Genomic DNA, 18,240 nt, shown 5'->3' on the forward strand with positions numbered 1-18,240 from the left:
GTTCAGATAGGAGCAGACGTGAGCGCCGAAGCCGCAGAGGCTGCCACCTTCATCCCAGAGGATCCTGACGGGCTCGCCTCGGTCGTCGGGTTTCTCGCTACCCATGAGCGACTCCGAGGAACGGTGGCATCGCCTAGCTATGCCCTCGTGGGGATCGGTGAACATGACCGCATCGAGCTACCACGTTCAGTGCACCAAGCATTGGCCAAGGTCGTCGCGGCGCTGCATGCCGGCAAAGCAGTCACCATCGCCCCGCAGACGATGAAGCTAACCACCCAACAGGCGGCAGATCTGTTGGGAGTCAGCCGACCGACGGTGGTCCGCCTGATCACCGGCGGTACGTTGCCGGCGGAGCGGATCGGCAATCGTCACCGACTGCTACTCGACGATGTTCTCGCCTACCGTGAGCGGCGCCGCAATCGCCAGTACGAGGCGCTGGCGGCCACAGCGGTGGACATCGACGCTGACGACGATCCTGAAGTCGTTCGCGAGCGACTGCGCGAAGCCCGCCGGGTCGTCGCCGAACGGCGGCGTTCCAAGGCTTCAACGCGCTGACAACATCGACCAATGTTCGCCGCGACGTTGGATACCTGGGTGCTATGGCCCAGCCTGCAGCGCGACTTTCTGCTTTCGCTTGCTGTCGAGGGGTTGTATCGGCCGTTGCGGTCCACTGCGATCCTCGATGAATTGCGCTATCACGAGACGCGAAAGCTCGTAGGTCGCGGCCACGATCGAGTTCTTGCGGAGCAGCGGTCACCACGCAGCGGTCACAACGCCTCGTCAATCAAATGAGTGCTTTTGATGACGCCATCGTGTTGAACTGGGAAAGCTTGCCGGGCACGTTCGGACTGCCCGACGTCGATGACGAACACGTGGTTGCGGCCGCACTGGTTGGCGGAGCGAAGGTGATCGTGACCAGCAACTTGAAAGACTTTCCACCGCAACAGATCCCCCAACCGCTCAAGGTGATCTCGCCTGCACAGTTCGCTGCTGACACCGTGGCGGTGTCGCCCGACAACGCCCGCCAAGCAGTCATTGCGATGGCTACCAGATTCGTTCGACCGCCGTCGACCCTCGACGAGATCCTCGACCGCCTCGCGGCACGCTACGCCATGGTCGAGGCTGTCGAACTTATCCGAGGCGCCACTTAACGAGTACTGAAAGGAGATCTGATCGTTAGCGGTATCGAGAGTTTTCCTGGGGAGCTGGAAACGCTACGTGCCGACAACACGCGTTTGCGTCATCTCCTTAAATTGAGTGAAGTACAGGCGCGTGCGGCTGCCAGTGACCAGGCGACACTGACAGGAGCCCCGGTCTCGCCGGTGACGATGGGCTCTAGCTCTGCCGATAAGGTTCGATTCTTCTTTGACCTGTTCCGTTGCCGCACTGACGTTTACGCGGTGCGCTGGGAGAACCGGCGAGATGGTCGATCGGGATGGATGCCAGCGATCAAGGGCTATTGGCGCAAGGGCATGAATCGGGCCGACGCCCCCTACCTCCCGTTGACCCCGGAAGTCGTTGATTCTCATCTGCGGGGAGACGCGCACATCGGCCTCTACCCACTCGGCGACGACGACGCCTGCTGGTGGGTCGCAGCGGACTTCGACAAAGAAGCCGCAATGCTCGACGCGCTCGCGTATATGAAAGCAGCTCGCTCCCATGGGGTTCCGGCTGCTTTGGAGGTGTCACAATCCGGACGAGGAGCACATGTCTGGATCTTCTTTGCTCATGCGATCTCAGCTTCCGTTGCCCGCAGCGTCGCTACAAGTCTGTTGGGTGAGGCGTTTCGCCTGCGCGGGAGCATGCAGCTAAGCAGCTATGACCGCTTGTTCCCTTCCCAGGATGTCCACACGGGGCGATGGGTGGGCAATCTGATCGCCGCACCGATGAACGGCAAGCGGCGGCAGCACGGCACCACCGTCTTCCTCGATCCCGCCAACCTGGAGCCATACGAGGACCAGTGGGCCTACCTGTCGAGCATCGCTCGACTGTCTACGAAAGATGTGACCGCGTTGGCACGCCAACTCCCCGACCCGCAAGTCGGCCACACCGTCCGGCGTCTGCAGCCACCGACCTCATCGCGAATCATCCCACGGCCGGCGGCAATCGTGCGCGCAACGTTCACATCACGACTCACCTTGACCGCCAACGATCTTGGCCCAGCGATGATCTCGGCCGTCAAACATGCCGCATCGATTCGCAACCCCGAATTCGATGCACGTCAACGTGCCCGCCGCAGCACCTGGGACACACCGCGGTTCCTCTACAGCTACGACGAAACGGCCGATGGTGATCTCGTTCTGCCTCGCGGCCTCCATCCTCTGCTGACAGAACTCGTCGAATCGGCCGACAGCACGCTTCACGTCGACGACAAACGCATCCTCGGTCAACCCCACGAGTTCACCTGCAGCACGCCGTTGGCTCTTCTGCCATAGTCGTGGGTTCGTGACCAGGGGTTTTGGGGCGCAACGCCGTGTCCTGCTTACGTTTTGGACTGCAATCGGGTTCAAGACGGAAGGGGTGTACGGCGTTGCGCAAATCCAGGGTATTCGCGACGGTCCTCGGCGGCCAGGACATGGTCATCGACGACGTGATGATCGAGACCGAGACTTCGCGCGGCAAGCGGCCGGTGACCAGCGAAGCGCTGGTGTTTGCGGTGCGGCCCAAGGCAAACCAGGCCAGCCGGTGCTCGCGGTGCCAGAAACGCTGTCCGGGCTATGACGGCGGGGACGCGATCAGGCGCTGGCGCAGCCTGGATCTGGGGACGACGAAGGCCTATCTGCAGGCCGCCGCACCGCGGGTAGCCTGCCCCGAGCATGGAGTGGTGGTGGCGCATGTGCCCTGGGCGCGGCCCGGCGCCCGCCACACCTGGGCGTTTGAGGACACAGCCGCGTGGCTGAGCGCGCATGCCGCCATCAGTGTGGTCGCGGTGTTTTTGCGGGTGGCCTGGCGCACCATCGCCGCGATCGTGGGCCGGGTGGTCGCCGATGGCCGCGACACCAACGACCTGCTCGTCGGACTGACCCGCATCGGCATCGACGAGATCGCCTACCGCAAAGGCCACCGCTACTTGACGTGCGTGATCGACCACACGACAGGCAGGTTGGTGTGGGCCGCCGAAGGCCGCAACAAAGACACCCTGGGCCGGTTCTTCGACCAGCTCGGCGCCGAACGTGCCGCGGCGTTGACTCACGTCAGCTGTGATGGGGCGGAATGGATTCACGCCGTGCTGCGGGACCGGGCCCCGGCCGCGGTGATCTGCCTGGATCCGTTTCATGTCGTGGCCTGGGCGCTCAAGGCCCTCGACAAGGTGCGGGTGCGTACCATGGCCCGCGCCGGCGTCCGCGACCGGCATGCGATGTGGGCGGTGCGCAAGAACCCGGCCGACTTGACCGGTGAGCAACGCACCAGCCTGGCCGCAATCACGGCTACCAACGCCACGCTGTATCGGGCGTATTTGCTCAAAGAGCAACTCCGCGAAGTCTTCCGGGTCAAAGGGCGCGACGGCCGTCGTCTGCTGGCCGGTTGGCTGTCCTGGGCGTCGCACTCGCGCATCCCGGAGTTCGTCGCCGTAGCCCGCACCGTCCGCCGTCACAAGGAGCTCATCGGCAACACCCTCGACCACCAACTGTCGAATGCCCGCTCGGAAGCCACCAATACCCACCTGCGGGCCTTGACCAAGCGTGCGTACGGGTTTCACAGCCCTGAGGCGCTGATCGGCATGGCCATGCTCACCCGCGGCGGCGTGTGCCCCGCACTACCCGGCCGAGCAGCATGAAACCCGACCCACGGAAACGTCAGGAGATCCTGATAGAAGCTGCGTATCTGAGTGCAGGCCAATCTCTGCGCGTGAGTATCACCGAAGAACAGTTCAGAGCGCGGCGTGCCGAGAGGCCGCCCTGGCATCTGGTCAAGCTTCATGGGTCGATCGATCAACCAGACACCATCGTGCTAACCAGGCTCGATTACGCACGGGCTCGTGCGGAGCGCACTGAGATGCTGAGTGCGTTACGTAACGAGATGATCGACACGGCGTTCCTGTTCGTGGGTTTCAGCCTCAGTGATCCCAACTTCAACCTGATCCACGACGACATCCGCCTCGTATACGGAATGAACCTGCCCGCGTCGTACACGGTGCAGGGACGTCGCAACCCAGTCAAGGAGCGTTACCTTGGCTCGCTCGGGGTGAACACCGTCTGGTTAGACAGGCTGGAACGATATGCCCGGCTTTCTGACGCGCATCAACCCGTCCGTGCCTGCCCCGGCGTCGACGATTACAACCGCCAACTAAGCCCCCGCCGGCGGCGGGCGCGAACCGGCGAATGCGGGGGCGTGGTCCCAAATTGGTCCCAGAACCGACGACAGGGACAATCGGTCGATCCGAATAAGTGCAGTTCAAATGACCTTTTCGTGTGTCGGGCTGACAGGATTTGAACCTGCGACCACTTGACCCCCAGGAAGTGGCGGTAGCGCGTTTTCGCAGGTCGCCAGCGGTTTTCGCTGCGAGGACGTGGTGCGTGACGTTCACCGACGTACAGGTCGTTCGGCATCGCGCATGACGTGTGGTCCCTGGGTGGTCCCCAGGTGCTGGCCGCAACTCTTACTAGCCGCGTACGTACATTCACCGTACAATGAAGCAACCAACAGCTACGAGCAGAGATGACTGGAGGAAGGAGGTGTCGCTGTGTCAGTCAAAACGAAGCGCATCGAGCTTCGCGCGGAGCAAGCGACCTTGGACCGCATCCAGCGCGCCGCCAACCTTGTCCATGAGCAGACGTCGGAGTTCGTGCGGAAAGCTGCGATGCAACGGGCCGAAGACATCCTGCGTCAGGAGCTGGTAACGGCAATGGAGCCCGAACAGTTCGACAAACTGATGTCCTCGCTCGATGCTGCCGACGAAGCGCCGCGGCTGGCGGCAGCCGCACGCAAACCAGCGGTCTTCACAAGGCGTTGAACAATGTTCGAGTCCGCGCGACTCACCGACGCCCACACGCTGGAAGGATTCGACTGCGGTAAGGAGTCGCTGAATACCTGGCTCATCGCCCATGCCCGTCGCGCGGACAGCAGCGGAGTCGCGCACGTCTACGTGTGGACCCCGCTCGGCGAACAGAAAGTCAGCGCCTATTTCGCCATCTGCCCCACCGAAATAGTACGCAACGACGACGGCGTCTCGGGATCCATGGCCGGCGGCTATTCCCGCATACCCGGATACTTGATTGCCCGCCTGGCGATCGACACGTCGCTGCGGGGTCAGGGATATGGCGAGCAGCTGCTCCTCGACGCACTAGGCAAAGCCGTCGCCGCATCGGAAATCGGCGGCGGCCGGCTCATCGTCGTTGATGCCATCGACGACGAAGCACAATCCTTCTACGAGCACTACCACTTCGTTCCCGTCAGGAACCGCGAGCGTCGTCTGGTCATGAAGGTGTCCACAGCGGCGAAAGCGCTCGGGGAGCGCTGGCGCGAGTAAACCCTTCCGCCGAAGAGTGTGCTGCACAAAGGAGTTGACCGTTAGCGGTGTCGAGAGTTTCCCTGGCGAGTTGGACACGCTGCGTGTCGACAATGTGCGTTTGCGTCGTCTTCTTCAGCTGAGTGAGGAACAGGCACGCGCAGCCGCCAGTGACCAGGCGACGCTGACGGGGGCGCTGGCCTCACCGGTGACAATGGGCTCCAGCTCCGCTGACAAGGTGCGGTTCTTCTTCGAGTTGTTCCGTTGTCGCACCGATGTTTACGCGCTGCGCTGGGAGAGTCGTCGAGATGGCCGTTCAGGTTGGATGCCGGCGATCAAGGGCTATTGGCGCAAGGGTATGAATCGGGCCGACGCACCTTACCTTCCGCTGACCCCGGAGGTCGTTGATGCCCACCTGCGGGGCGAGGCACATATCGGCTTGTATCCGCTCAGCGATGACGACACCTGCTGGTGGGTGGCGGCCGATTTCGACAAGGAAGCAGCGATGCTCGACGCACTCGCGTACATGAAAGCGGCTCGCTCCTATGGGATTCCGGCTGCGCTGGAGGTATCACAATCCGGGCGCGGAGCTCACGTTTGGATCTTCTTCGCTCATGTGATCTCGGCATCGGTCGCCCGCAGCATCGCTACAAGTCTGCTGAGTGAGGCATTTCGCGTGCGTGGCAGCATGCATCTGAGTAGCTATGACCGCTTGTTCCCATCCCAGGACGTCCACACCGGGCGAGGGGTGGGCAATCTGATCGCCGCACCGATGAACGGTAAGCGCCGTCAACACGGCACCACCGTCTTCCTCGATCCCGCCACCCTCGAGGCATACGAGGATCAGTGGGCCTACCTGTCAAGCATCGCCCGGTTGTCCACCAAAGACGTGACCGCGTTGGCACGCCAACTTCCTGATCCACAGATCGGCCACAATGTCCGGCGTCTGCAGCTACCGACGTCATCGCGCATCATCCCACGGCCGGCGGCAATCGTGCGCGCAGAGTTCACATCACGACTCACCTTGACCGCCAACGATCTTGGTCCAGCGATGATCTCGGCCGTTAAACACGCCGCATCGATACGCAACCCGGAATTCGATGCGCGCCAACGTGCGCGCCGCAGCACCTGGGACACGCCACGGTTCCTCTACAGCTACGACGAAACCGCTGACGGTGATCTCGTCCTGCCCCGCGGCCTGCATCCTCTGCTGACAGAACTCGTCGAATCGGCCGACAGCACGCTTCACGTCGATGACAAACGCATCCTCGGTCAACCCCACAAGTTCACCTGCAGCACGCCGTTGCGCACCGTTCAGACCACCGCACTGCACCGAATCCTGGAGCAGGACACCGGTGTCCTCATCGCCCCTCCGGGCACGGGAAAGACAGTTATCGCCTGTGCGGCAATCGAATCGCGAGCTACCGTGACCCTGGTCCTGGTCGATCGCAAGGCCCTTGCCGATCAATGGCGCGACCGGATCAGCAGCCACCTTAGTTTCGCATGCGGTCAGATCGGTGGCGGGCGTTCGAAAACCACGGGCATCCTCGACATCGCGCTGCTGCCGACGCTTGCCCGCCGCGACAACGTCGAGGGCATCACCGCCAGCTATGGATTCGTCATTGTGGACGAATGCCACCACGTCGCCGCCAGCGCATTCTTCGGCGTCCTCAGCCGCATAGCCGCGCGGTATTGGCTCGGCCTGACCGCCACGCCGGAGCGCCGTGACGGGCTCGAAGACCTGATCTATCACCAACTCGAATCACACCACGTGGCCATCGAGCCGCCCAGTACCGGACAACTCCCGGTCGACGGTTCCGATCTACTGACGCCCCACCCGGTTCTGCACCTGCACCCGACCGAATTCCAATACCGCGGCGACGCCGACCCCACCGCACCCGGTGGAATGGCCGAAATCTATCGAGCCCTCGTCGCCGACCGCAATCGGCTCGAGCAGATCGTCGACGACGTGCTGACCGCCTCCGAAGCCGGAGCCAACATCCTGGTGCTCACCACCTGGGTCGAACACCTCAACGCCATCACCGACCAGCTACGCACCGCCGGAAAGACCGCCACCGTTCTCAGCGGCGGCATGAAGGCTCGTGAACGCCGCCAGATCGCCGACCAACTTGCCAACCACACGCCCGATTCGGATCCACTCCTGATCGTCGGCACCAGCTCGTTCATCGGGGAAGGCTTCGACTGCCCCGCTCTCGACACACTGTTCCTGGCAGCGCCAATCACCTTCAAGAACCGCCTCGTGCAATACATCGGTCGCGTCACCCGTCCCTACCCCTCGAAGAGCACCGCAACCGTGCACGACTACCACGACGAACTCACCCCCGTCATCGCCTCATCGCTGAGGAAACGAACACCCGGCTACCTCAAGATGGGCTTCCCGGACCCGCGCAAGATGAACCGATAGAACTCAATGCCGCAGATCGAAGCACTTGACGAGCGGACAAGTGCGCTACGGCAAGCCCGAAGGTCGAGATCTGTGGTCCCAACCGACTTAAAGCTAAACCATGGTAGAGGTACTCTTGGGTCATTACCGCAGGTCAAACCCCACTTCTCTTGGTCGGGCTGACAGGATTTGAACCTGCGACCACTTGACCCCCAGTCAAGTGCGCTACCAAACTGCGCCACAGCCCGGCGCCGCCGAAGAATCACCGGCAGCAGGTGGAAAGCCTACAGCAGACGGCCAAGCTCGCCCGAGCCCGACGCGACCTGGCGCCATCGCACACGTGCGATCCAGACCCGCCGGCGAACAGCACCTGCACGACCTCGTGCGGTTGCGCCGCATCCGCGACCGGCTCGGCCGCGAGTACCCGCGGCCGCTCAACGTCGAGGCGCTCGCCCGCGATGCCAACATGTCGGCCGGCCACCTCAGCCGCCAATTCAAGACCGCCTTCGGCGAGTCGCCGTACTCCTACCTGATGACCCGGCGCATCGAGCGGGCGATGGCCCTGCTGCGTCGCGGTGACGTGTGTCTGACTCAATGAGGCATTCGTGGCTGGAAATACCCAGCCAAGAGGGGTGCGTGATCATGATTGGGTTTCTTTCAGGTGTCCACGGTAGTCGATGCGGTCGGCGCGTGCCCGGGCGAGCCCGTCGCGGCGTGCGCGGCGGCCAGCGCGCCCTGCAGCGCCGCCCCGCGCCGATAGGCGACCAGCTCACCAAGCTTGCGTCGCAGGGTCTTGACCTCGGGTGCTCGACCCAACCCGCGTAGGCGGCCCAGATCGGCCGGGGTCAGCCGGGTCAGGCCCTCGACGGCCCTCGGCGCGCGGATCGCGCAGCAACGCCAAAAACAGCAGCGTCAACACCACGGGCTGTAACCACAAACTGATCCTGACCTCATGAGACGTGACCTTTCCGGGCCCTGCCCCCATCCGGATCGGCCACCAGCGCGGCGATCGGGCCGATCGGTGTCGCCCCTGCAGGAGTCAGCGGCAACACCGGCTGGGTCACCACTGCCATTAGTTGGACCACATCGATCCGAGACAAACCTGAGACAAACCATCACACAAATGATCGCATAAACCGCAATCGAATCCCGCTAACGACACACCCAGAAACAGGCGGCTGCCAGGAAAACGCCAAACTCGTCAGCAGGGAGCCACCCCCGACCAGTCCGCCCCGACAACCCCGTCGTTGACTTGCGAGGTCGCCGCCGTCGCATCCACCGCAGCGCCCAGCGCCGAGAGCGCCGCGCCCGCCGCATGCATCGGCGCCGCCCCCGCCCCGCCGGTCATCGTCACGTACGCGCTCGCCGGATCGATCCCCGGCCACGGATGCACACCCATAATTTCAGCGGCGCCGGCCGGCGCTAAATGGCGGCTGCCGCCGCCCGCAGCGCCTCAGTCGCCACCGCATCCAGCATCGCCGAAAGCTGCGCCCCCGCATACAACCCCCGCTGGGCCGCGTGCTGCACACCCATCGCCACATGCTGCTGGCCCGCCGCGGCCACCAACGCCGAAAACCTCGCCGAATCGGCATCCAACGCCATCGGCGCCGGCACCAACACCCCCGCCGCCCCCGATGCCACCCCCGCCGACTCCGCCGCCACCCCCGCCTCCGCCGCCGCCGACACCCCCACCACCGCCGGCACCATCGCAAACACCACCGCAAACCTCCGCAAAACCAAGGGCACAGTTAGACAGATCGTAGCGAGAATGCGCGGATCCCGCTGACCCCAATCGTCGACATTGCGCTCGCCGCCCTGTGGCGGCCGGTTACAGCTGATTCAGACCTACCGCCACCGCACTGGCCAAACACATCGACGGGCCGTGCGGCACAGCCCTCACCGACCAGCCGAGCCGGGCCACTGCCCCGACCACCGCGCTCAGCAACGGCGCGCCGACCGCCGCGAGCAACCACACTCCGCCGCCAAAGCAGCCCGTCAACGCGCCCAGCCCAAGCGCCAGCTTCACATCACCGGCACCCATCGCCGCCGGCGCCGCGACATGGACCAGCAGATACGCCGCGGCCAGCAGCACCGCCCCCAGCGCAGCGGCCCGGCCATGCCCGGAGCCGGCCGCGACGAGCATGATCACCGCGAAACCCGGCACCGTCAGCCAATTCGGCAACCGGCGCTGCCCAATGTCGTAGCCGGTCAGCGCCGCCATCCACAGCACCACCGCCGCCGTCAGCATGCGCGGCAGGCTAACCCAACGCCGCGCGCATCGCCTCTCGCGGCGCAGGCAGCCCTGTGAATTGTTCGACCTGCGCGAACGCCTGATGCAGCAGCATCTGCAGGCCACCGATCACCCGACCCCCGGCCGCGCTCACCGCCGCGGCCAACGGCGTCGGCCACGGGTCATAAATCGCGTCCAACACCACCGGAACCCCCGCGAACACCTCGACATACCGCCCAGCCACCTCGGCCGGCAGCGTGTTGACCAGCACCGCCGCGCCCGCCATTGCGTCTGGCAACGCCGTGCTGTCCAGGCCGCAGAACCGGACCGTCACGCCGGCCCGGCCGCCCAACTCCACCATTCGGGCGGCCTTGTCCAGGTTTCGGGCCACCACGGTGATCGCGCCGACGCCCAACTCGGCCAACGCCACGATCGCCGCCGGGGCGGTGCCGCCGGACCCCGACACCACTGCGTGACCCGACGCTATGCCTTCTGCGCCCAACGCCCACATGACACCGTCGATGTCGGTGTTATCGGCCCGCCAGCCGCCCGCCGTGCGCACCAGGGTGTTGGCCGAGCCGACCAGCTCGGCGCGCTGGGTGCGCTCGTCGGCGAACCGCAGCGCCGCGAACTTGCCCGGCATCGTGACCGAGACCCCAACCCACTCCGGCCCGAATCCGCCGACCACCTCGGCTAGTTCATCGGCGCCGCACTCGATGCGCTCATAGGTCCAGCCGACGAGGCCCAGCGCGCGGTAGGCGGCCAGATGCAGCTGCGGAGAGCGCGAATGGGCGATCGGCGAACCGAGAACGCCGGCCTTCCTAGCGCGCGGAGTCGAGGACACCGTTGCGTTTGGCCAGCTCGATGTTCGCCAGGTGCTGTTGGTAATCGCGGGTGAACAGCGTGGTGCCCTGCGCGTCGATGGTGACGAAGTACAGCCAGTCGCCGGGTTCGGGATGCTCGGCCGCTTTGAGCGCGTCAGTACCCGGCGAACATATCGGCGTCGCCGGCAGCCACTCGGAAACGTAGGTGTTCCAAGGCGTTTGCTGCTCGCGGTCGGCGTCCGTGGTGGCCACTTCCCGACGATCCAGCGGATAGTTCACCGTCGAGTCGAACTCCAACGTGCGGTGCTCGGCCAGCCGGTTGTAGATGACGCGGGCAACCTTCGGGAAGTCCTGCGGTTTGGACTCACGCTGGACCAGCGATGCGACCACCAAGACGTTGTACGGCGACATGTTCATCGCGGTTGCCGTGTCCAGTAGACCCTTTTTCACGTACTGCTGCGTGCTGGCGCTGATCAGGGTCTCCAAAATCGTCCGGGCCGAGCTCGACGGGTTGACGTTGAACGTTCCCGGCGCGATCAGACCTTCCAGCCGGCGGTGATCGTCGCCCATCCGGGTGACCGGCTCGATCGCCCAGGCCGGCACCGAAAGCGAAGCGAGCGGGGTCTTTTCGGCCGCCGTCCGCAGCTCGGCGCCCGAGACGCAGTGCTTGTCCCCGTCCAGGTCGACGCAGGTGGCCTTGGAGATCATCGTGAAGATCCCAGGTGTGGTGGCATTGGTCTTGGCGTCGGTGGTGTCGTCGAGCTGCTCACCCTCGGGGATGACGAGCTTGCCCACCCGGCTCTCGGGATCGGCGAGCCGTTTGACCGCGGACGACGCCGGAATCTCGGTGCGCAGCCGGTAATAGCCGGGCTGGATCGACGAGATCGCGTCATTGCCTTGCGCCGCTTCGACGAACGCATTGACGGTACGCACGACGTCATAGTTGTGCAGCGTCTCGCCGATCGCGGTGGTCGAGTCGCCGGCGTGGACCTGAATCACCAAATCCTTTTTGCCGCTGCCGGCGTAGTCGTTCTGCCGGCCGAAGCTGTGCCACAGTTTGGAGCCGACGAACACCGCCGCAACCACGACGACGACGAGCAGGCTGGCGGCAAATCCGTGTGCCATGCGCCGGCGCCGGCGCCGGCGCCGGCGGCAACGCTCGGCGCGGAGCCGCTCGGTGCGCGACTGGCCACGACGCGGCGGTCCGACCGCCTGGGGTTCGGCGCGGGCGCCCCCGGCTTCGCCGCGCTGGCGATCGCGACGCGGTTCGGCACGGGTGCGCCCTCGGCGGTCAAACACCGTTGACCTCCCCGGGCAACACGGCGCGGCGTTCATCGAGCCAACCCTGCAGGATGGCCACCGCGGCCACCTGGTCAATGACCCTACGCTGGCCTTTGGCCCGCACCCCCGCCTGGCGCAGCGACCGCGCGGCGCTGACGGTCGTCAGCCGTTCATCGGCCAGCCGCACCGGGATCGGCGCAATCCGGCGGGCCAGCTCGTCAGCAAGCTCGATCGCGTCGCGCGCCGAGGGGCCGGTGCGGTCGGCCAGGGTTCGCGGCAGCCCCACGACCACTTCGACCGCCGCCAGCTCGGTGATCAGTTCGACCAGCCGTCGCAAATGCTTGCCGGACCGGTCGCGGCGGACGGTTTCCACCGGCGTGGCCAGAATGCCATCCGGGTCACTGCAGGCCACGCCGATGCGCACGCTGCCCGCATCGATGCCGAGCCGCCGTCCGGGTCCGGGATCGTCCCCCGCGGGACGATCCGGCAGGCGGTGTGCAGAGTCCACTCAGCTGACCCGCGCTATCTCCGCTCGCACCGCGTCGAGCGCAGCGTCGATACCCGATGCGTCCTTCCCCGAGCCCTGGGCCAGGTCAGTTTTGCCGCCACCCCGGCCGTCGACCGCTGCGGCGAGCTGCTTGACCAAGTCGTTCGCCCGGATGCCCCGCTCCTGGGCGGCCGGGTTGGCAGCCACCGCGTACGGCACGCTGCCGCCGTCACTCTCGGCGATCAACGCGACCACCGCCGGGTCGCTGCCCAGTTTGCCGCGGATCTCGCCGACCAACGAGCGCAGATCCGCTGCGGTCATCCCGCCCGACATCCGCTGCGCGACCACACGGACATCGCCGATGCGCTGCGCCCCGGCGGCGGCATTGACCGCGGCTGACCGCGCGGCCGCCAACCGAATGCGTTCGAGTTCCTTTTCCGCGGCTTTGAGCCGGTCGACCAGGTTTGCCACCCGGGCCGGCACCTCTTCGGAGGGCACCTTCAGCGACGAGGCCAGCCCGGCCATCAGCGCGCGCTCCTTGGCCAGGCGTCTAAACGATTCCAACCCGACGTAGGCCTCCACCCGACGCACACCGGAGCCCACCGACGATTCGCCCAGGATTGTCACGGGGCCGATCTGGGCCGAGTTGCGCACATGCGTGCCGCCGCACAGCTCCAGCGAGAACGGGCCGCCGATCTCCACGACCCGCACCTCGTCGGGGTAGCTCTCCCCGAACAGGGCCAGCGCTCCCATCGCCTTGGCCTTGTCGAGCCGCTCGCTGAAGGTGTGCACCTCGAAGTCGGCTTGCACCGCCTGGTTGGCTACTTCTTGGATTTGGGAGCTCTGGGTGTCCGATAACGGGCCCTGCCAGTTGAAGTCGAAACGCAAATAGCCCGGACGGTTCAACGAGCCGGCCTGAACGGCGTTGGGCCCCAGCACTTCTCGCAGGGCCGCATGCACCATGTGGGTGCCCGAGTGGCCTTGGGCGGCGCCTTTACGCCAGCCCGGCTCCACCGCCGCGGTGACGACATCGCCCTCGACGAATTCCCCGGACTCCACGTTGACCCGGTGCACCCACAGGGTTTTGGCGATCTTCTGCACGTCGGTTACCGCGGCCCGGGCGCTTTCGCTGGCGCCGGCGCCGCTGATGCTGCCGACGTCGGCGACCTGCCCGCCCGACTCGGCGTAGAGCGGCGTGCGGTCCAATACCAGCTCGACCCGATCCGCACCGTCGATCCCATGGGCCACGACGGGCACCCGTTTGCCGTCGACGAAGATGCCCAGGATTCGGGCCTGCGACGTCAACTCGTCGAAGCCGGTGAACTCGGTGGGGCCGGCGTCAACCAGTTCGCGGTAGGCCGACAGGTCGGCGTGCGCGTGTTTGCGTGCGGCGGCATCGGCCTTGGCCCGCTGGCGCTGCTGCAACATCAGTTCGTGGAAACCCGTTTCGTCGACCTGCAGGCCGGCCTCGGCGGCCATCTCCAGGGTGAGCTCGATCGGGAATCCGTAGGTGTCGTGGAGGGTGAAGGCATCCGACCCGGACAGCACGTCGGCTCCCGACCTCTTGGTGGCTCCGGCCACCTCGTCGAACAGCCGTGACCCGGACTGCAATGTGCGGTTGAACGCGGTCTCCTCGGCTACCGCGATGCGCCTGATCCGGTCGAAATCGGCCACCAGTTCCGGATAGGACGGACCCATTGCGTCACGCACGGTGGCCATCAGGTCGCCGACGACCGGTCCGTCGATCCCCAGCAGTTTGGCCGAGCGGATCACCCGGCGCAGCAGCCGGCGCAGCACATAGCCGCGGCCGTCGTTGCCGGGGCTGACGCCGTCGCCGATCAGGATCGCCGCGGTGCGGCTGTGGTCGGCGATGATGCGGTAGCGCACATCGTCTTCAGGTGTGCCGACGTCGTAGCCGCGCGGCGCCCGGGCGGCCACCGTGTCGATGACCGGGCGCAGTAGGTCGGTCTCGTAGACGTTGTGCACGCCCTGCAGCAGCACCGCAACCCGCTCGACGCCCATCCCGGTGTCGATGTTCTTGCGCGGCAACGGCCCCAGGATCTCGTAGTCGTCTTTGGCGCTGCCTTCCCCACGCTCGTTTTGCATGAACACGAGATTCCAGATCTCGATGTAGCGCTCTTCGCTGGCCAGCGGGCCGCCCTCGGGGCCGTACTCCGGGCCCCGGTCGTAGTAGATCTCCGAGGACGGGCCACACGGTCCGGGAATGCCCATCGACCAGTAGTTGTCGGCCATGCCGCGGCGCTGGATCCGCTGAGCGGGCAGACCCGCAACGTCCTCCCACAGCTTCGCCGCCTCGTCGTCGTCCAAATAGACGGTGGCCCAGAGCTTTTCGGGATCAAATCCGTAACCGCCGTCGGCAACGGAGTTAGTCAGTAAGCTCCAGGCCAATTCAATGGCGCCGCGCTTGAAATAGTCGCCGAACGAGAAATTGCCGGCCATCTGAAAAAACGTGTTGTGCCGGGTGGTGATCCCGACTTCGTCGATGTCGGGGGTGCGGATGCATTTCTGGATGCTGGTCGCCGTCGTGTACGGCGGGGTCCGCTGGCCCAAAAAGAACGGCACGAACTGGACCATGCCGGCGTTGACGAACAGTAGGTTGGGGTCGTCGAGGATCACCGAGGCACTTGGCACCTCGCAGTGACCCGCTTTCACAAAGTGATCGAGGAACCTCTTCCTGATCTCGTGTGTCTGCACTTCTCCGCTTTCCTTTTGCTGTCCTGCTGCCGGACCGGCCAATTTCCACACTATTCAGGCCGTCATCGACCGCACTACAGTACCGGTGCGGCGACCCCGGACCGCCGCCTGCTGCCGTCTCAACCGTTGAGAAAACTCAATCGCACCGAGCGCCGCGGATTGTCCCGGTTCAGGTCGACCAGGACCACGCTTTGCCAGGTGCCCAGCATCAGTTCGCCGCCCTGCACGGGCACCGTGATCGACGGCGCGACCAGGGCCGGCAACACATGATCGGCACCGTGGCCCTGCGACCCGTGCGCGTGCCGGTAGCGGTTGTCGCGCGGCAGCAACCGTTCCAGGGTCTCGACGAGGTCGCCGTCGGAACCGGCGCCGGTCTCGATGATCGCCAGCCCGGCCGTCGCATGCGGGACGAAGACGTTGCAGAGCCCGTCGCCTCGCGGGAAGCAAAACGCGCGCACTGACTCCGTCAAGTCGACGACACAACGACGTGCGGTGTCCACATCCAGCACATCGGTATTCACCGGACCAGCCTACGGATTTGCCCATTGTCATGGCGAATCGAGCGGAGGAAGGTGGTCGGTGGAACCGGTGGCGCTACCGGGGCGCCCACAGCGAGGAGGACGAGGAGGAGTCGTGTACGCGCGCTCAACCACTATCGAGGCGCAGCGGTCGTCCATCGACGCCGGGATCGCGCACGTTCGCGACGTCGTGATGCCCGCGCTCGAAAAAGTCGACGGATGTCTTGGCATGTCGTTGTTGGTCGACCGTGATTCTGGTCGTTGCATCGCGACCAGTTCGTGGGAGAACGAACAGGCGATGCGCGCGAGCGCCGACGGGATACGGCCGGTTCGCGATCAGGCGGCGCAGGCCTTCGGCGGGAGCCCGACGGTCGACGAATGGGAGATCGCGGTGCTGCACCGAAACCACCCTTCGGGCCCGGGAGCCGGCGTGCGGGCCACCTGGCTCAAAGTGCACCCTGATCAATTCGACCGGGCCATCGAGTTCTACCGGGAGTCGGTGCTGCCGGCGATCGAGGAGCTCGAAGGTTTCTGCAGCGCGAGCCTGATGATCGACCGCACGTCCTGGCGGGCGGTGTCGTCGTCGACGTTCGACAGCCTTGCGGCCATGCAGCGCAACGAAGAACGCGCCCGCTCGCTGCGGACCGCACGGCTTCGCGACCTCGGCGCCGACCAGTTCGACGTCGGCGAGTTCGAACTCGCGATCGCCCACCTGCGGGTGCCGGAGCTGGTTTAGCGGTCCCACATGAGCGCTGGCGCTGTGTCGTCGGCGAAATTGGGGCCCTGTTTGAGGATGACGACGCTGTACGCCTTGACGGCCGGCAACAGTGCATTCCTCTCGTCGTCGGTGAACGTTTTCATCGACGCTGCTTGATCGGGCGCCATCGCATACGCCATCGCTTTGGGAGACCATGTGGCGGTCGGTTTCTGGTGCTGGTGTGACGGAGATCAGCCCCGGGCTGTCCGCGCTCCTAGCCGCGCTTGCGCCGGATGATCGCCCGCAGCCGCTCGAGCCGGCCGGCAATCTCGCGCTCGGCGCCGTGTCCGGTGGGGCGGTAATAATCCACCCGTACCAGCTCGTCTGGCGGATATTGTTGCGGCACAACGCCATCGGGGTCATCGTGCGAGTACTTGTAGCCCTGCGCATTGCTGAGCGCCGCGGCGCCCGAATAGTGGCCGTCGCGCAGGTGCGGCGGCACCAGACCGGCCTTGCCTGCTTTGATGTCGGCCATCGCCGCGCCCAGCGCAGTGGTCACCGCGTTCGACTTGGGCGCGGTGGCCAGGTGCACCGTGGCCTGCGCCAGGGTCAACTGAGCCTCGGGCATGCCGATCAGTTGCACGGTTTGCGCCGCGGCGACGGCGATGTGCAGCGCGGTCGGGTCGGCCATGCCGATGTCTTCGCTCGCCAGAATCATCAGCCGGCGCGCGATGAATCTCGGATCCTCACCGGCGACAAGCATTCTGGCCAGGTAATGCAGCGCCGCGTCGACGTCGGAGCCGCGCACCGACTTGATGAACGCGCTGACGACGTCGTAGTGCTGATCGCCGTCGCGGTCGTAGCGCACCGCCGCCCGGTCCAGCGACTGCTCGATCGCCTCGACGGTGACCTGCTCGCCCGCCTCGGCAGCGACCTCCAAAGCGGTCAGCGCACGCCGGGCGTCCCCGGCTCCGAGTTGCACCAGTAGGTCGACGGCATCGGGCTCGACGGCTTGGCCGTTCAGCCCCCGAGGATCGTCGATCGCGCGCTGCACCACCGTGCGGATGTCGTCGGCGCTCAGCGGCCGCAGCTGCAGAATCAGCGATCGCGACAGCAGCGGGGCGACCACGGAGAACGACGGGTTTTCGGTGGTGGCCGCCACTAGCAGCACCACCCGGTTCTCCACGGCGGATAACAGCGCGTCTTGCTGGGTTTTAGAAAACCGGTGGACTTCGTCGATGAACAGCACGGTCTGTTCGCCTCTGAGGAGAGCCCGGCGCGCGCCCTCCAACACCGCCCGGACTTCTTTGACCCCTGCCGACAACGCCGACAGCGCCTCGAACCGCCGACCGGTGGCCTGCGAGATCAGCGCCGCCAGCGTGGTTTTGCCGCTACCGGGCGGGCCGTAGAGGATCACCGACGCCACGCCCGAGCCCTCGACCAGACGCCGCAGCGGCGAACCAGTTTGCAACAGGTGGTCCTGGCCGACGACCTCTTCCAGACTGGCCGGCCGCATTCGCACGGCCAACGGCGCAGCGGCCGAACCGCTCTGCGCATGTTCGGTCAAGCTGGTCGCGTCGGCGACGTCGAACAGACCGTCTGGCACGGTTTCAGGCATACCACGCCACCGCGACA

General features: G+C 65.6%; 21 protein-coding genes, 1 tRNA gene and 1 pseudogene. 11 read left to right on the top strand and 12 right to left on the bottom strand.

Annotation, left to right across the window (positions count from 1 at the left end; all coding sequences use genetic code 11):
* The first annotated feature begins 18 nt into the window (after positions 1-18).
* From M5I08_RS17330 to M5I08_RS17370, 9 genes are all read left to right on the top strand, one after another.
* On the top strand, positions 19-555 hold the full coding sequence (locus M5I08_RS17330) for a helix-turn-helix domain-containing protein (RefSeq protein WP_219070124.1): 537 nt from the start codon (positions 19-21) through the stop codon (positions 553-555).
* Between the two features lie 12 nt (positions 556-567).
* Positions 568-792 (top strand): hypothetical protein, encoded by a 225-nt coding sequence (locus M5I08_RS17335; RefSeq protein WP_249762868.1) that lies wholly within the window; start codon positions 568-570, stop codon positions 790-792.
* Positions 789-1,151: a VapC50 family PIN domain-containing toxin gene (locus M5I08_RS17340; RefSeq protein WP_249762869.1), complete on the top strand. Its 363-nt coding sequence runs from the start codon at positions 789-791 to the stop codon at positions 1,149-1,151. Before M5I08_RS17335 ends, M5I08_RS17340 begins: the two co-directional genes overlap by 4 nt.
* Positions 1,152-1,328: 177 nt before the next feature.
* Positions 1,329-2,435: a TOTE conflict system archaeo-eukaryotic primase domain-containing protein gene (locus M5I08_RS17345; RefSeq protein ID WP_373368833.1), complete on the top strand. Its 1,107-nt coding sequence runs from the start codon at positions 1,329-1,331 to the stop codon at positions 2,433-2,435.
* Between the two features lie 95 nt (positions 2,436-2,530).
* A complete protein-coding gene (locus M5I08_RS17350) occupies positions 2,531-3,778 on the top strand; it encodes an ISL3 family transposase (protein ID WP_249762871.1) in 1,248 nt (415 codons plus the stop codon).
* A 71-nt stretch (positions 3,779-3,849) separates the two neighbouring features.
* Positions 3,850-4,434 carry an SIR2 family NAD-dependent protein deacylase gene (locus M5I08_RS17355; RefSeq protein ID WP_249762872.1) on the top strand — a complete coding sequence of 195 codons (585 nt, stop codon included), beginning with the start codon at positions 3,850-3,852 and terminating at the stop codon, positions 4,432-4,434.
* A gap of 250 nt (positions 4,435-4,684) precedes the next feature.
* Positions 4,685-4,954 (top strand): type II toxin-antitoxin system TacA family antitoxin, encoded by a 270-nt coding sequence (locus tag M5I08_RS17360; protein ID WP_219070687.1) that lies wholly within the window; start codon positions 4,685-4,687, stop codon positions 4,952-4,954.
* Positions 4,955-4,957: 3 nt separating this feature from the next.
* Entirely contained in the window at positions 4,958-5,470 is a 513-nt protein-coding gene (locus M5I08_RS17365) for a GNAT family N-acetyltransferase (RefSeq protein WP_219070678.1), read from the top strand.
* Between the two features lie 34 nt (positions 5,471-5,504).
* Positions 5,505-7,874: a DEAD/DEAH box helicase gene (locus M5I08_RS17370; RefSeq protein WP_219070676.1), complete on the top strand. Its 2,370-nt coding sequence runs from the start codon at positions 5,505-5,507 to the stop codon at positions 7,872-7,874.
* Between the two features lie 150 nt (positions 7,875-8,024).
* On the opposite strand, the gene M5I08_RS17375 is transcribed toward M5I08_RS17370, so the two are convergent.
* Positions 8,025-8,101 (bottom strand) — tRNA-Pro (locus tag M5I08_RS17375).
* A gap of 92 nt (positions 8,102-8,193) precedes the next feature.
* Here M5I08_RS17375 and M5I08_RS17380 point away from each other — a divergent pair.
* Positions 8,194-8,445 (top strand): annotated as a pseudogene (locus M5I08_RS17380) (helix-turn-helix domain-containing protein); the annotation flags it as partial.
* A 65-nt stretch (positions 8,446-8,510) separates the two neighbouring features.
* Here M5I08_RS17380 and M5I08_RS17385 read toward each other — a convergent pair.
* The 9 genes from M5I08_RS17385 to M5I08_RS17425 all read right to left on the bottom strand — a co-directional run bounded on the left by M5I08_RS17385 (position 8,511) and on the right by M5I08_RS17425 (position 15,899).
* Complete coding sequence (locus tag M5I08_RS17385; RefSeq protein WP_219070672.1) at positions 8,511-8,669, bottom strand: hypothetical protein; 159 nt, start codon at positions 8,667-8,669, stop codon at positions 8,511-8,513.
* Positions 8,670-9,054: 385 nt separating this feature from the next.
* The gene (locus tag M5I08_RS17390; RefSeq protein WP_249763458.1) at positions 9,055-9,246 is read right to left on the bottom strand and encodes a hypothetical protein; all 192 of its coding nucleotides are present in this window, start codon (positions 9,244-9,246) and stop codon (positions 9,055-9,057) included.
* Positions 9,247-9,275: 29 nt separating this feature from the next.
* Entirely contained in the window at positions 9,276-9,599 is a 324-nt protein-coding gene (locus tag M5I08_RS17395; protein WP_249763459.1) for a PE family protein, read from the bottom strand.
* Positions 9,600-9,681: 82 nt separating this feature from the next.
* A complete protein-coding gene (locus M5I08_RS17400) occupies positions 9,682-10,101 on the bottom strand; it encodes a prepilin peptidase (protein ID WP_219067841.1) in 420 nt (139 codons plus the stop codon).
* A 10-nt stretch (positions 10,102-10,111) separates the two neighbouring features.
* Entirely contained in the window at positions 10,112-10,927 is an 816-nt protein-coding gene (locus M5I08_RS17405) for a shikimate dehydrogenase (RefSeq protein ID WP_219067840.1), read from the bottom strand.
* Positions 10,905-12,206 (bottom strand): endolytic transglycosylase MltG, encoded by a 1,302-nt coding sequence (mltG, locus tag M5I08_RS17410; protein WP_249762873.1) that lies wholly within the window; start codon positions 12,204-12,206, stop codon positions 10,905-10,907. Before mltG ends, M5I08_RS17405 begins: the two co-directional genes overlap by 23 nt.
* Positions 12,199-12,696: a Holliday junction resolvase RuvX gene (gene ruvX / locus M5I08_RS17415; protein WP_219067838.1), complete on the bottom strand. Its 498-nt coding sequence runs from the start codon at positions 12,694-12,696 to the stop codon at positions 12,199-12,201. Before ruvX ends, mltG begins: the two co-directional genes overlap by 8 nt.
* Positions 12,697-15,390, bottom strand: a complete 2,694-nt coding sequence (gene alaS / locus M5I08_RS17420; RefSeq protein ID WP_219067837.1) for an alanine--tRNA ligase — start codon at positions 15,388-15,390, stop codon at positions 12,697-12,699.
* A gap of 119 nt (positions 15,391-15,509) precedes the next feature.
* On the bottom strand, positions 15,510-15,899 hold the full coding sequence (locus tag M5I08_RS17425) for a secondary thiamine-phosphate synthase enzyme YjbQ (protein WP_219067844.1): 390 nt from the start codon (positions 15,897-15,899) through the stop codon (positions 15,510-15,512).
* A 124-nt stretch (positions 15,900-16,023) separates the two neighbouring features.
* On the opposite strand from M5I08_RS17425, the gene M5I08_RS17430 reads away from it, so the two are divergent.
* Positions 16,024-16,644, top strand: coding sequence for an antibiotic biosynthesis monooxygenase (locus M5I08_RS17430; protein WP_219067836.1), 621 nt, complete (start codon positions 16,024-16,026; stop codon positions 16,642-16,644).
* Here the strand turns inward: M5I08_RS17430 and M5I08_RS26200 are convergent.
* Positions 16,641-16,769 carry a hypothetical protein gene (locus tag M5I08_RS26200; protein WP_255564704.1) on the bottom strand — a complete coding sequence of 43 codons (129 nt, stop codon included), beginning with the start codon at positions 16,767-16,769 and terminating at the stop codon, positions 16,641-16,643. The genes M5I08_RS17430 and M5I08_RS26200 overlap by 4 nt on opposite strands.
* Positions 16,770-16,879: 110 nt before the next feature.
* Entirely contained in the window at positions 16,880-18,223 is a 1,344-nt protein-coding gene (locus tag M5I08_RS17435) for a replication-associated recombination protein A (RefSeq protein WP_219067835.1), read from the bottom strand.
* Positions 18,224-18,240 lie beyond the last annotated feature (17 nt).

The sequence above is a fragment of the Candidatus Mycobacterium methanotrophicum genome (assembly GCF_023515995.1).
In the GTDB taxonomy this organism is placed as follows: domain Bacteria; phylum Actinomycetota; class Actinomycetes; order Mycobacteriales; family Mycobacteriaceae; genus Mycobacterium; species Mycobacterium methanotrophicum.

Coding starts and splice junctions, on each gene's coding strand:
- M5I08_RS17345 (WP_373368833.1), top strand. CDS start 1,329: ATGGGCTCTAGCTCTGCCGATAAGGTTCGATTCTTCTTTGACCTGTTC.
- M5I08_RS17335 (WP_249762868.1), top strand. CDS start 568: ATGTTCGCCGCGACGTTGGATACCTGGGTGCTATGGCCCAGCCTGCAG.
- M5I08_RS17340 (WP_249762869.1), top strand. CDS start 789: ATGAGTGCTTTTGATGACGCCATCGTGTTGAACTGGGAAAGCTTGCCG.
- M5I08_RS17365 (WP_219070678.1), top strand. CDS start 4,958: ATGTTCGAGTCCGCGCGACTCACCGACGCCCACACGCTGGAAGGATTC.
- M5I08_RS26200 (WP_255564704.1), bottom strand. CDS start 16,769: ATGAAAACGTTCACCGACGACGAGAGGAATGCACTGTTGCCGGCCGTC.
- M5I08_RS17435 (WP_219067835.1), bottom strand. CDS start 18,223: ATGCCTGAAACCGTGCCAGACGGTCTGTTCGACGTCGCCGACGCGACC.
- M5I08_RS17400 (WP_219067841.1), bottom strand. CDS start 10,101: ATGCTGACGGCGGCGGTGGTGCTGTGGATGGCGGCGCTGACCGGCTAC.